This window comes from Enterobacter sp. WP_7_1, from assembly GCF_003688535.1.
GTDB lineage: Bacteria > Pseudomonadota > Gammaproteobacteria > Enterobacterales > Enterobacteriaceae > Enterobacter > Enterobacter asburiae.
The window spans coordinates 397,218-410,858 of record NZ_REFK01000003.1; the positions used below are offsets into that span (position 1 = coordinate 397,218).

The following is a 13,641-nucleotide window of genomic DNA, read 5'->3' on the forward strand; positions in this document are numbered from 1 at the left end:
CGCGGACGGTGAAGCATAAACCTGCCTGTGAGTGACAGGCTCTGAAAGAGTAAGGAATAAACATGATTCTGGATGCATTCTCTCTGCAGGGGAAAGTGGCTGTGGTTTCCGGGTGCGACACCGGGCTGGGTCAGGGGATGGCGTTAGGCCTGGCGGAAGCGGGCTGCGATATCGTCGGAATTAATATCGTTGAACCGACTGAAACCATCGAACGCGTGACGGCCCTGGGCCGCCGTTTCCTGAGCCTGACCGCTGACCTGCGTAAAATCGATGCCATTCCTGAACTGCTGGACCGCGCGGTGGCTGAATTCGGTCATATCGACATTCTGGTGAACAACGCCGGGCTGATCCGCCGCGAAGACGCTATCAGCTTCAGCGAACGCGACTGGGACGACGTGATGAATTTGAACATTAAGAGCGTATTTTTCATGTCCCAGGCGGCGGCGAAGTATTTTATTGCGCAGGGGAAAGGCGGCAAAATCATCAATATTGCCTCTATGCTCTCGTTCCAGGGCGGCATCCGCGTGCCGTCTTACACCGCGTCCAAAAGCGCCGTCATGGGCGTGACCCGCCTGCTGGCAAACGAATGGGCGAAGCATAACATCAACGTGAATGCGATTGCGCCGGGCTACATGGCGACGAACAACACGCAGCAGCTGCGCGCAGACGAAGAGCGCAGCGCGGCGATCCTGGATCGTATCCCTGCGGGACGCTGGGGTCTGCCGGGCGATCTGATGGGGCCGGTTGTCTTTCTGGCCTCCTCCGCATCGGATTACATCAACGGCTACACCGTGGCTGTAGACGGCGGCTGGCTGGCGCGTTAATTCCACCCGTATTAAGAACCTCTGCCCGTGGGCGGAGGTTTTTTTTGCGCAATAATTGGCTTAGTCCATATCGATAAAGATGAAAAATCCATACTGAAAAATCACAAATGACGGCAATCACACTTTTATTGCTTAAATATTAACTGATTAGTAAAAATACGTGATTATTCGCCACGAGTTGAAATTGTAATGTCCATCACAGAACCGTATGCCGTAGCGGAATAATCCATAACTTCGCGATTTCCTGCCTGACACTTTTCCTCGCTTTCTCGTAATTTCAGTTAACGAATTTTGCTGTTGAGGCAGGAAAAATATGACATCTATAAATGACTCTACCCTAATGCCCGCTGCGCTGCGCGATACTCGCCGCATGAACCAGTTTGTCTCCATTGCCGCCGCCGTGGCGGGCCTGTTGTTTGGACTGGATATCGGCGTCATTGCCGGCGCGCTGCCGTTTATTACCGATCACTTTACCCTCAGCAACCGTCTGCAGGAGTGGGTGGTGAGCAGCATGATGCTCGGCGCGGCCATTGGCGCGCTGTTCAACGGCTGGCTGTCGTTCCGTCTGGGGCGCAAATATAGCCTGATGGTCGGGGCAATTCTGTTCGTTGCCGGCTCCATTGGCTCGGCGTTTGCCGCTAACGTTGAAATCCTCCTGCTCTCCCGCGTGCTGCTGGGCGTGGCGGTGGGGATTGCGTCCTACACCGCGCCGCTTTATCTCTCCGAAATGGCGAGTGAAAACGTGCGCGGCAAGATGATCAGCATGTATCAGCTGATGGTCACGCTGGGTATTGTGCTGGCGTTCCTGTCCGACACCTACTTCAGCTACAGCGGCAACTGGCGCGCGATGCTGGGCGTGCTGGCCTTACCGGCGCTGGTGCTGATCGTCCTGGTGATTTTCCTGCCAAACAGTCCGCGCTGGCTGGCGCAAAAAGGGCGTCACGTGGAGGCGGAAGAGGTCCTGCGCATGCTGCGCGATACCTCGGAAAAAGCGCGCGAAGAGCTGAACGAAATCCGCGAAAGCCTGAAGTTAAAGCAGGGCGGCTGGGCGCTGTTTAAGATCAACCGCAACGTGCGCCGCGCCGTCTTCCTCGGCATGTTGCTGCAGGCGATGCAGCAGTTCACCGGCATGAATATCATCATGTACTACGCGCCGCGCATTTTCAAAATGGCCGGATTCACCACTACGGAACAGCAGATGATCGCAACCCTGGTGGTCGGGCTGACCTTCATGTTCGCCACCTTTATTGCGGTATTCACCGTGGACAAAGCCGGCCGTAAACCGGCGCTGAAAATCGGTTTTAGCGTAATGGCGATCGGCACGCTGATCCTCGGCTACTGCCTGATGCAGTTTGATAACGGTACGGCCTCAAGCGGGCTTTCCTGGCTTTCTGTCGGTATGACCATGATGTGTATCGCAGGTTACGCGATGAGCGCCGCGCCCGTGGTGTGGATCCTGTGCTCCGAAATTCAGCCGCTGAAATGCCGTGACTTTGGCATCACCTGTTCCACGACCACCAACTGGGTGTCGAACATGATCATCGGCGCGACGTTCCTGACGCTGCTGGACGCGATTGGCGCAGCGGGAACGTTCTGGCTCTATACGGTGCTGAACGTAGCGTTTATTGGCGTCACGTTCTGGCTGATCCCGGAAACCAAAGGCGTGACGCTGGAACATATCGAGCGCAAGCTGATGGCTGGAGAAAAACTGCGGAATATCGGCGTGCGATCGTAATGCCTGTTTAAGCGTTCAATACAAGTCAGAGTTGGTAAAATGGTTAGTAATTACAATAATAACGTAATGAAATTCACTACCAACTCTGGCAGGGTAGGATGAATAGAGGGATTTGAACTTAGGATAATTCTTAGGATAATGTATCATCGGAACACCGCTGTTATTTGCGCAACATGAAACGCATCCTAAAAAGAAGAATGTCTATGTCTGAGATGGATATCAAAAAAAGCACCGATCTTGATTTTCCCCGTTATACCTCCCCGGCAATACACGCTAAAGAAATTGATCTTTTCGGTTTATTAGCGGTCCTTTTGGCGGCCAAAAAACGCATTGTCACCATTACCCTTGCTTTTGCACTGGCGGGGCTGGCCATTTCATTTTTACTGCCGCAGAAGTGGACCAGTAAAGCAGTGATTACTCAGGCAGAATCGTCGCAGTGGAACCCGCTGCGCCAGATGATGGTAGCGTTGCAGGTACTTGACGTGGACGCGAAAATTTCCCGTCCGGAAGTCTTTGACATGTTTATTAAAAAGTTTCAGTCGCAGTCATTGCTCGAAGAGTACCTGAAATCCTCTCCTTACGTGATGTCACAACTTAAAGATGCCGAGGTGGATCCGCTTGAGCTGCATCGGGCGATAGTTAACATTTCAGACAGAATGAAAGCGGTGAATGACGCTCAGGGAAAAGACGCGGATAAAGCGCCTTTTGTCTCCTGGACATTGAGCTTCACTGCGCCGACAGCTGACGATGCGCAAGCCGTCCTGGATGGATACATTGACTATATCGCGGCTATTGTTGAAAAAGAGACGGTGCAGAATATCCGCAACCAGATCGCCCTGAAAAAGAACGTCGTTGAGCAGCAGCTGGAACTGGATCGTGTCCGTCTGACTAATATTCACAATACCAACCTGCAGCGACTGAATTATTCGCTGGAAGTGGCAAATGCCGCAGGCATTAAGAAACCGGTTTACAGCAACGGGCAGGCCGTAAAAGATGACCCGGATTACTCCGTTGCGCTCGGCGCTGACGGTATCGCGCAAAAGCTGCAGATCGAAAAAAATCTGAAGGACGTGACCGAGCTGAATGCAGAGTTCCAGAACCGGGAATACTACCTCGCACAGCTGAAAAAGCTCTCCTTTGCCGATGTTAAACTTGAGCCATTCAGGTACCAGCTTTCTCCCTCCATGCCGGTGAAAAAGGATGGCCCGGGCAAGGCTCTGATTGTCGTTCTGGCGGCGCTCCTGGGGGGCCTGTTTGCCTGCGGTAGCGTTTTACTGCGCGAGGCGATGCTCGCCCGTACTTCACCGCCGGAGCCGGTAGCGGAATAAGCTCTGCAGTTTAAAAAGGCGCTGAATACAGCGCCTTTTTTTATGTGCATCGGTTGTGTTAAAAAAGAAACACAGATAAGGAGGGATGATGAAAACGATCGGCCTGTTAGGTGGAATGAGCTGGGAATCGACAATCCCTTATTACCGCCTGATTAATGAAGGGGTAAAACAGCGTCTGGGCGGTCTGCACTCCGCCAGCCTGCTGTTGCACAGCGTTGATTTCCATGAAATCGAAGCCTGCCAGTCGAGCGGTGAGTGGGATAAAGCCGGGGAGATCCTGGCCCAGGCGGCGCTGGGGCTGGAGCGCGCCGGCGCCGAGGGAATCGTGCTTTGTACCAATACCATGCACAAAGTGGCGTCGCATATTGAGAACCGCTGCGCGCTGCCGTTTCTGCATATCGCGGACGCAACCGGGCGTGCGGTTGCGGCATCCGGAATGCGCCGCGTAGCGCTTTTGGGTACACGCTACACCATGGAACAGGATTTTTATCGTGGACGTTTGCACAGTGAATTTGGGATCGAAAGCCTGATCCCTGATGAAGCAGATCGGGCGCGCATCAATCAGATTATCTTTGACGAGCTCTGCCTCGGTACTTTCACCGAATCTTCCCGCGCGTATTACGTCAGCGTCATCGATAAACTCGCGCAGCAGGGGGCTGAAGGGGTGATCTTCGGCTGCACCGAGATCGGCCTGCTGGTGCCAGCCGAGCGAAGCCCCGTCCCGGTATTCGATACCACCGCCATCCATGCCGAGGATGCCGTGGCGTTTATGCTGTCATAACGGGTTTTGCAGGTCAGGTAAGCGAAGCGCCACCTGACGCGCGTGCTCCTTTAAGTGTTCGGTGAAAGCGTCCACCAGCGCGGAAGCCGGACGGTGCAGCGGGCGGATCAGGCTCACGGTGAACGGGACGGAGACGCTAAAGCGGCGGATGACGATCCCGCTTCCGGCATAGTCCAGCGCCGTGAGCGGATTCACCACCGCGATGCCGACGCCTGCACGTACCATCGCGCAAATCGAAGCCGCGCTGTGCGTTTCCACTACCATTCGCCGTTTGACCTGATGCTCGGCAAATAGCGTATCCAGCAGCTGTCTGTAGCTATCGGTCTGCGACAGGCTAATGTAGTTTTCCCCGTGGAAATCCTCCGGTGTGAGCACCGCCTTACCGGCAAGCCGATGCCCGGCGGGCAGAACGCACACTTCATCTAACGAGATCAACTCCGTGCGCGCCGTTCCCGCTGGCGTGGAGAGGGTTTCGGTCAGGCCTAAATCATGGCGCTGGGCCGAAAGCCACTCTTCAAGCAGGGGTGATTCCTGAGGCACGATGGTGAGGCTGACCTCCGGGTATCGGGCCAGAAAGGGCTGCAGCAGCATCGGCAAAAAAGATTGCGAAAAGACGGGCAGGCAGACGATCGACAGCTCCCCCTGGCGAAACTCGCGCAGGCTTTCCGCAGCACTCACTATTCTGTCCAGTCCGTACCAGGAGCGCTGAACTTCCTCGAACAGGCGTAACCCCTGCACCGTAGGGTGAAGCCTGCCCCGGGTACGTTCGAACAGCTTCAGCCCCAGCACTTTCTCGAAGCGGGCCAGCTCGCGGCTGACCGTCGGCTGCGAGGTATGCAGCATCTGTGCGGCTTCGGTGAGATTGCCGGTGGTCATCACGGCGTGAAAAATCTCGATGTGGCGTAAATTGACGGCGGGCATAGGGCACCTGAAAGCAGATTACTGTCCATATCATTTTTGCATAGACTCGCGATAAAACGATATTTTTTATTCTCTTCGCGCTGTGGCGTAATCTTCAAAACGCATTTACCCGGAGAAGACCATGCCACGCCCGCTGAACCAGACTGATACCGATTTGAACGCCGACAACCTGCTGCGCCTGCCCGCCGAGTTTGGCTGCCCGGTGTGGGTCTACGACGCGCAGATCGTTCGCGAGAAGATCGCCGCCCTGCATCAGTTTGACGTGGTGCGCTTTGCCCAGAAGGCGTGCTCCAATATTCATATTCTGCGCCTGATGCGTGAGCAGGGCGTGAAGGTGGACTCCGTCTCGCTTGGCGAAATCGAGCGCGCGCTGGTGGCCGGATTCGATCCGAAAGCCGACGGCGACGCGATCGTCTTTACCGCAGACGTGATCGACGATGCGACGCTTGCGCGCGTCCACGAACTGCAGATCCCGGTGAATGCCGGTTCTGTAGATATGCTGGAGCAGCTGGGTCAGGTTTCTCCCGGCCATCGAGTCTGGCTGCGCGTGAATCCGGGCTTTGGTCATGGGCATAGTCAAAAAACCAATACCGGCGGCGAAAACAGCAAGCACGGGATCTGGTATGCCGATATGCCTGCCGCGCTGGAGGTATTACAGCGCTACGGCCTGAAGCTGGTGGGTATTCATATGCACATTGGCTCTGGCGTCGATTACGGCCACCTGGAGCAGGTGTGCGGCGCGATGGTGCGCCAGGTTATCGACTTCGGTCAGGATCTGGAGGCGATCTCTGCCGGTGGCGGTCTCTCCATTCCCTATCGCGAAGGCGAAGAGGCGATCGATACCGATCACTATTACGGTCTGTGGAGCGCCGCGCGTGACCAAATCGCCGCGCATCTTGGCCACGCGGTGAAGCTGGAAATTGAGCCGGGTCGTTTCCTGGTGGCGGAAGCCGGCGTGCTGGTTTCGCAGGTGCGCAGCGTCAAAGAGATGGGGTCTCGCCACTTCGTATTGATTGACGCAGGTTTTAACGATCTGATGCGTCCGTCCATGTACGGCAGCTATCACCACATTACAGTTCTGGCTGCCGACGGCCGCGATTTAACGCAGGCGCCGCGGGTTGAGACGGTCGTTGCGGGACCGCTGTGCGAATCGGGTGACGTGTTCACCCAGCAGGAAGGCGGCAAAGTGGAGACCCGCGCGCTGCCAGAGGTCAAACCGGGTGATTATCTTGTGCTGCATGATACCGGTGCCTACGGGGCGTCGATGTCATCTAACTACAACAGCCGCCCGCTGCTGCCGGAAGTGCTGTTTGATAACGGCAAGGCACGCCTGATCCGTCGTCGTCAGACCATTCAGGAACTGCTGGCTTTAGAACTCATCTGATGAAAGTACGGCCCCGTTGTAACCGAATCGCGTAACACCAGCGTGCCGGTAAACGGCGGGATGGCATCGACCGGCTGGTTTTTTGCCAGCCGGATCGCCTGATCGATGGCCGTGACAATCATATTGTCGATGGGCAGATAAACCGATGAGAGCGCAGGCTCCAGCCATTTCGCGCTTGGGGCATCGTCAAAGCCGAACAGTGAAATATCCTGCGGAATTTTAAGCCCCGCCTGATGTAACGCTTTGGACGCCCCCAGGGCCATATCGTCGTTACAGGCAAACAGGGCGCTAAAGGGCACACCGTCGGCAATCAACTCCTTGCACAGCTCGTATCCCCGCGTCATTCCCGCATCGCCGTACTTTATCCGACGCTCGTCCAGGCGGATGCCGTGCTTTTCCAGCGCCTTACGGTAGCCCATCAGCCGCGCTTTACCCGTGGGGGTGTGGATCGGAACGGTGATACAGGCGATCTCACGATGGCCCTGGGCGATCAGGTAATCCACGGCCTTAAACGCGGCATCCTGCTGTTCGAAAAACACGCAGCGATCCGGCACCTGGCTCACTTCACGGTTAATGACCACCAGCGGCGTTTTCACGGTGTTCATCAGTTTGACGATCGCTTTTTCGCTCATGTAGCGCGTGTAAAGCACGATGGCATCGCACTGGCGATCGGCCAGCATCTGCACCGCCTGTTCTTCCTGTTCCGGCGCGTCGTGACCGTCGGTGACGATCAGCTGTTTTCCGTGAGTTTCCGTCTGCCGCGACGCCTGCTGGAGAAGACGACCAAAGTAAAAGCCGTCGAAGGTCGAGACGACCAGGCCAATGCTGTTGCTGGTCTGGTTAGCCAGCGAACGCGCGAGAAAGTTCGGGCGATATCCCAGCTCTTCCATCGCAGCAAAGACCTGCTGACGCGTACTCTCTTTAACCTGACCCGTGCCGTTCAGCACGCGCGAGACGGTAGCCTTCGACACGCCCGCACGCAGTGAGACATCCAGCATTGTTGCCATTCTACATTCCTGCTTCCACGTAATGGTTTGCAGTTTAACACAGACCTCACGGCGTATAGGCGATGCGGGAAGCGTAAACTTCTGCCACGATCACGCTTTTTGGTCACGATTCGTCATGCATGCCTGAAGTAAAACTAAATAGTCTGACTCTGGTAAAATAATCGCCGAACCGAGCTGGGGCGACAGGCCAGCAAATACATGATAAAACGCAGGTGAAACGTGAAAAAGATAGCCATCCTCCCGCTTTACCAGGCACCGAAGTATGCGGAGCAGGTGACCGACTGGCTCTGGCAGGCCTTTGGCGAAGGGCTTTCTCGGGAATTTTTCCACAGCATTATTGAGCACAGCCAGACGCCGGGAGCATTACCGCTGACCTTTATCGCCGTTGAAGACGAGCAGCTTGTTGGTACGGTAGGGCTCTGGCGCTGCGATTTGATCACCCGTCAGGATCTCTTTCCGTGGCTGGCGGCGCTCTACGTTGACGACGCGGCGCGTGGCAAGGGGCTGGCAGGAAAGCTACAGCAGCACGTTATTACCTGGGCCGCACAGGCGGGATATGAAGAATTGCACCTCTGGTCTGCCTGCCGCGACTTCTACGAACGTTACGGCTGGCAGTATATCGGTGATGGGCTGGAATACCCCAACACCCTGGTCCACCTCTACCGTTATTCGCTCTGCGCTTCCGCAGGTGATGCAACGGAGTGACGGCGAACCAGCGTCGGGCTAAACAGATGCGTAATATCCGGCGGCTGGCGCTGTTCAGCCAGAGCTAGCGCGAGCTCGGCGGCCTGCGTTGCCATGGTGATAATCGGGTAGCGCACGGTGGTCAGACGCGGGCGCACGTAGCGAGAGACCAGCACGTCATCGAAGCCAATCAGCGAAATTTCTGCCGGTACCTCAATCCCGTTGTCATTCAGCACCCCCATTGCCCCTGCGGCCATCGAGTCGTTATAGCTGGCAACCGCCGTGAAATTCCGCCCGCGACCGAGCAGCTCGGTCATGGCCTGTTCACCGCCGCTCTCATCCGGTTCACCGTAGGCCACCAGACGATCATTACACGGCAGGCCATTTTCGCGCAGGGCATCGTAGTAGCCCTGCAGGCGGTCTTCCGCATCAGAAATCGGATGATTGGAACAGAGATAGCCAATCCGGGTATGGCCCTGTTGAATCAGATGACGGGTCGCAAGCCAGGCGCCGTAGCGGTCATCGAGGGCCACACAGCGTTTTTCAAACCCGGGAATAATGCGGTTGATGATCACCATTCCGGGCATCTGCTTCATCAGGTGAATCAACTCGGCATCCGGGATCATTTTGGCGTGAACCACCAGCGCGGCGCAGCGGTGGCGGATCAGCTGCTCGATGGCCTGGCGTTCTTTTTGCTCATTATGATAGCCATTGCCGATCAGCAAAAAATTGCCCGTCTGATAAGAGACCTGTTCAACCGCTTTCACCATGGCGCCGAAAAAGGGGTCAGAAACATCACCCACCACCAGCCCAATGGTTTCGGTGGACTGCTGGGCGAGCGCGCGGGCATTGGCATTGGGATGATAATTCAGGGATTCCATGGCGGTTTGTACCGCCTGGCGCGATGCGTCACTGGCTTTTGGGGAGTCGTTAATCACTCGAGAGACGGTTGCCACCGACACACCTGCCAGACGAGCCACATCCTTTATTGTCGCCATTCATTACCTTCTTATTGGGGGTAAGCGTTTACACACCAAATAGTGTTGCGGAAAAGCGCCGCGCATTCAAGGGGAGCGGATTTCCGCTCTCCACAAACGTGACGCAGGACAACACTGGTAGTGTAATCGTTACACGCGCAGTCATGTCTGAAGAATGTCAATCTGAACCTTTGGTTACACTTTGCGTCAGGCTGTTGCGATTGTCCGATGGCAAGGATATTAGAGAGGTTGATACAGTCGAAATCCCAGAGGTATTGATAGGTGGAGTCAACTCCGGTTGATTAACACGCTTACACCAGCCTGCGTTTTTACGCAGGTTTTTTTTTGCCTGAAAGTTCAACCTGTAACAGCAATAGAAAATATTCACACCTGGTTGCACTTCGGCTCATTCCCTTGCGTTTTCCTGCTGGCGAAGCGCAGGTCGAACGACCACAATCAAGATCCCAGAGGTATTGATTGGTGAGAATTCTTAGTACGGTTTCGTACTCATCTCTTGCACCAACCTGCGCGGATGCGCAGGTTTTTTTTCGCCTCCACTTTTGCTGTCGCTCCCGTATCACTTCTCGTGTAATCTGCCACCATTTACTATCAACCCTCCACACTGGCTGGCAAAGGGAGTTGAGATGCTATTTGGGTTCTTCCGTACACTGTTCCGTATTCTTTTTCGCATCCGCGTCACTGGCGATGCCCAGGCGCTTCGCGGCGAACGCGTTCTCATCACGCCAAATCATGTTTCCTTTATAGACGGCATTCTGCTGGCGCTATTTTTACCCGTGCGCCCGGTGTTTGCGGTCTATACCTCTATCAGCCAGCAGTGGTACATGCGCTGGCTCACGCCGCTAATTGATTTTGTACCGCTTGACCCGACAAAGCCGATGATGATTAAGCATCTGGTACGTCTGGTTGAGCAGGGGCGTCCGGTGGTTATTTTCCCGGAAGGGCGTATTTCAGTGACCGGTTCGCTGATGAAAATCTACGACGGCGCGGGGTTTGTTGCAGCGAAATCAAAAGCGACCGTGGTGCCGCTGCGCATTGAAGGTGCCGAGCTAACGCATTTCAGTCGCCTGAAAGGGCTGGTGAAGCAGCGTCTGTTCCCAAAAATCACGCTGCATATTCTGCCGCCCACGTCGTTACCAATGCCGGACGCGCCGCGTGCCCGCGATCGCCGTAAAATCGCCGGGGAAATGCTGCATCAGATTATGATGGAAGCGCGCATGGCCGTGCGCCCGCGCGAAACGCTGTACGAATCCCTGCTTTCCGCGCAGCACCGCTATGGCGCGAAGAAAAACTGCATCGAAGACATCAACTTTACCCCGGATACCTATCGCAAGCTGCTGACTAAGACCCTGTTTGTGGGCCGCATTCTTGAGAAGTACAGCAAAAAGGGCGAAAAAATTGGCCTGATGCTGCCTAACGCGGGCATCAGCGCGGCGGTGATTTTTGGTGCGGTTTCCCGGGGGCGCATCCCGGCAATGATGAACTACACGGCGGGCGTGAAAGGGCTGACCAGCGCCATCACCGCGGCCCAGATTAATACCGTCTTTACCTCTCGTCAGTTCCTGGACAAAGGCAAGCTCTGGCATCTTCCCGAGCAGCTCACTCAGGTGCGCTGGGTCTTCCTGGAGGATCTGAAAGCGGACGTAACCACCGGCGACAAGCTGTGGATTTTTGCTCACCTGCTGATGCCGCGTCTGGCGCAGGTCAAACAGCAGCCGGAAGATGACGCGATTATCCTCTTCACGTCGGGATCGGAGGGCAACCCGAAAGGCGTCGTCCACAGCCACAAGAGCATTCTGGCGAACGTTGAGCAGATCAAAAGCATTGCCGACTTTACCGCGGATGACCGTTTTATGTCGGCGCTGCCGCTGTTCCACTCCTTTGGCCTGACGGTGGGGCTGTTTACGCCGCTGCTGACCGGCGCAGAAGTATTCCTCTATCCAAGCCCGCTGCATTACCGCATTGTGCCGGAGCTGGTGTATGACCGTAACTGTACCGTGCTTTTCGGCACCTCAACGTTCCTCGGCAACTACGCGCGTTTTGCTAATCCCTACGATTTCTATCGCGTGCGGTATGTGGTGGCCGGTGCGGAAAAACTGCAGGAGAGCACGCGTCAGATCTGGCAGGACAAGTTTGGCCTGCGTATTCTCGAAGGTTATGGCGTTACCGAGTGTGCTCCCGTGGTCTCGATTAACGTACCGATGGCGGCAAAACCGGGTACGGTGGGCCGAATTCTGCCGGGGATGGACGCGCGTCTGCTGGCCGTGCCGGGCATTGAGGACGGTGGCCGTCTGCAGCTGAAAGGGCCAAACGTGATGAACGGTTATCTGCGCGTGGAAAACCCAGGCGTGCTGGAGGTGCCAACGGCGGAAAACATCAACGGCGAGATTGAAACCGGCTGGTACGACACCGGTGATATTGTCCGTTTTGATGAACAAGGCTTTGTACAGATTCAGGGACGCGCGAAGCGCTTCGCCAAAATCGCCGGTGAAATGGTCTCTCTGGAAATGGTTGAGCAGCTGGCGACGGCCGTGTCCGCGGATAAGATGCATGCGACGGTAGTGAAGAGTGATGCCAGCAAAGGCGAGGCGCTGGTGCTGTTTACGACCGACGCTGAGCTTAAACGCGACAGGTTACTGAGCTATGCGCGTGAACACGGTATCCCTGAACTGGCGGTGCCGCGCGATATTCGCCTCCTGAAGCAGCTCCCGGTGCTGGGTAGCGGGAAACCCGATTTCGTGACCCTCAAAGGCATGGTTGAAGAGGCGGAACAGCAAAATGCGTGAGTCAGTACACACTAACACATCGCTCAGATCGAAAGGCATGATGGCCGTTATCGCCGCGCAGTTTCTCTCTGCGTTTGGTGATAACGCGCTGCTGTTTGCCACGCTGGCGCTGCTGAAGGCCGAGTTTTACCCCGACTGGAGCCAGCCGATCCTACAGATGGTGTTTGTGGGCGCTTACATTATCTTTGCTCCGTTTGTAGGGCAGGTGGCAGACAGTTTCCCAAAAGGCCGGGTGATGATGTTTGCCAACGGCCTCAAGCTGCTGGGTGCCGCCAGCATTTGCTTTGGCTTCAACCCGTTTATTGGCTACACGCTGGTGGGCATTGGCGCCGCCGCCTACTCCCCGGCGAAGTATGGCATTCTCGGGGAGCTGACCACGGGCGATAAGCTGGTGAAAGCCAACGGCCTGATGGAGTCGTCAACCATCGCCGCAATCCTGCTCGGATCCGTCGCGGGCGGCGTCCTGGCCGACTGGCATGTCCTGGCTGCACTGGGCATCTGCGCGGTGGTGTATGGCGGGGCGGTTGTGGCGAACCTGTTTATTCCTAAGTTACCAGTGGCTCGCCCGGGGCAATCCTGGCGCTTTAAACCGATGACCGGCAGTTTCTTTACCGCCTGTCGCGTGCTGTGGCGTAACGGAGAAACGCGTTTCTCCCTGATGGGAACCAGTATGTTCTGGGGCGCGGGCGTCACGCTGCGTTTCCTGCTGGTGCTGTGGGTGCCGGTGGCGCTGGGAATTACCGACAACGCGACGCCGACCTATCTGAATGCGATGGTGGCCATCGGCATTGTGGTGGGAGCAGGCGCGGCGGCGAAGCTGGTGACGCTCGAGACGGTAGCACGCTGCATGCCCGCAGGGATCCTGATTGGCGTCGTGGTGCTGATTTTCTCGCTGCAACATGCATTATTGCCTGCGTATGCCCTCCTCATCCTGATTGGTATTCTGGGCGGTTTCTTCGTGGTACCGCTGAACGCGTTGCTGCAGGAACGTGGTAAGCAGACCGTCGGGGCGGGGAACGCTATCGCGGTACAAAACCTGGGTGAAAACCTGGCGATGCTGCTAATGCTGGGGCTCTACTCGCTGGCGGTAAAAGTCGGTGTGCCAGTGGTGGGGATTGGCGTCGGGTTTGGCGGGCTGTTTGCGCTGGCGATTGCGGGATTGTGGGTCTGGCAGCGTCGGCGCTGATAAGTGCGGC

The 13,641-nt window shown here is 56.2% G+C and carries 11 protein-coding genes; 8 read left to right on the plus strand and 3 right to left on the minus strand.

Annotated elements, in window-relative coordinates; genetic code table 11:
• The first annotated feature begins 62 nt into the window (after window positions 1-62).
• The 4 genes from kduD to BJ885_RS15185 all read left to right on the plus strand — a co-directional run bounded on the left by kduD (window position 63) and on the right by BJ885_RS15185 (window position 4,668).
• Complete coding sequence (kduD, locus tag BJ885_RS15170) at window positions 63-824, plus strand: 2-dehydro-3-deoxy-D-gluconate 5-dehydrogenase KduD (protein ID WP_121932235.1); 762 nt, start codon at window positions 63-65, stop codon at window positions 822-824.
• A 313-nt stretch (window positions 825-1,137) separates the two neighbouring features.
• Window positions 1,138-2,559 (plus strand): sugar porter family MFS transporter, encoded by a 1,422-nt coding sequence (locus tag BJ885_RS15175; protein WP_029741163.1) that lies wholly within the window; start codon window positions 1,138-1,140, stop codon window positions 2,557-2,559.
• A gap of 203 nt (window positions 2,560-2,762) precedes the next feature.
• Window positions 2,763-3,887: an LPS O-antigen length regulator Wzz(fepE) gene (gene wzz(fepE), locus BJ885_RS15180; RefSeq protein WP_047646289.1), complete on the plus strand. Its 1,125-nt coding sequence runs from the start codon at window positions 2,763-2,765 to the stop codon at window positions 3,885-3,887.
• Window positions 3,888-3,975: 88 nt separating this feature from the next.
• Window positions 3,976-4,668, plus strand: a complete 693-nt coding sequence (locus BJ885_RS15185) for an aspartate/glutamate racemase (RefSeq protein ID WP_121932236.1) — start codon at window positions 3,976-3,978, stop codon at window positions 4,666-4,668.
• On the opposite strand, the gene BJ885_RS15190 is transcribed toward BJ885_RS15185, so the two are convergent.
• On the minus strand, window positions 4,663-5,589 hold the full coding sequence (locus BJ885_RS15190) for a LysR family transcriptional regulator (protein ID WP_121932237.1): 927 nt from the start codon (window positions 5,587-5,589) through the stop codon (window positions 4,663-4,665). The two genes, BJ885_RS15185 and BJ885_RS15190, sit on opposite strands and share 6 nt — an antisense overlap.
• Window positions 5,590-5,710: 121 nt before the next feature.
• Between BJ885_RS15190 and lysA the strand changes: the two genes are divergently transcribed.
• Window positions 5,711-6,973 (plus strand): diaminopimelate decarboxylase, encoded by a 1,263-nt coding sequence (gene lysA / locus BJ885_RS15195; RefSeq protein ID WP_121932238.1) that lies wholly within the window; start codon window positions 5,711-5,713, stop codon window positions 6,971-6,973.
• Here lysA and BJ885_RS15200 read toward each other — a convergent pair.
• Complete coding sequence (locus BJ885_RS15200; protein ID WP_029741168.1) at window positions 6,943-7,980, minus strand: LacI family DNA-binding transcriptional regulator; 1,038 nt, start codon at window positions 7,978-7,980, stop codon at window positions 6,943-6,945. The genes lysA and BJ885_RS15200 overlap by 31 nt on opposite strands.
• Before the next feature lie 228 nt (window positions 7,981-8,208).
• On the opposite strand from BJ885_RS15200, the gene BJ885_RS15205 reads away from it, so the two are divergent.
• Window positions 8,209-8,685 carry a GNAT family N-acetyltransferase gene (locus BJ885_RS15205; RefSeq protein ID WP_121932334.1) on the plus strand — a complete coding sequence of 159 codons (477 nt, stop codon included), beginning with the start codon at window positions 8,209-8,211 and terminating at the stop codon, window positions 8,683-8,685.
• Here BJ885_RS15205 and galR read toward each other — a convergent pair.
• Complete coding sequence (gene galR, locus BJ885_RS15210; RefSeq protein WP_023309052.1) at window positions 8,646-9,662, minus strand: HTH-type transcriptional regulator GalR; 1,017 nt, start codon at window positions 9,660-9,662, stop codon at window positions 8,646-8,648. The two genes, BJ885_RS15205 and galR, sit on opposite strands and share 40 nt — an antisense overlap.
• A 623-nt stretch (window positions 9,663-10,285) precedes the next feature.
• Here galR and aas point away from each other — a divergent pair.
• Both aas and lplT read left to right on the plus strand, forming a co-directional pair.
• Window positions 10,286-12,445, plus strand: coding sequence for a bifunctional acyl-ACP--phospholipid O-acyltransferase/long-chain-fatty-acid--ACP ligase (gene aas / locus BJ885_RS15220; protein ID WP_121932239.1), 2,160 nt, complete (start codon window positions 10,286-10,288; stop codon window positions 12,443-12,445).
• Window positions 12,438-13,631, plus strand: a complete 1,194-nt coding sequence (lplT, locus tag BJ885_RS15225) for a lysophospholipid transporter LplT (RefSeq protein ID WP_121932240.1) — start codon at window positions 12,438-12,440, stop codon at window positions 13,629-13,631. The genes aas and lplT overlap by 8 nt, the downstream gene beginning before the upstream one ends.
• Window positions 13,632-13,641 lie beyond the last annotated feature (10 nt).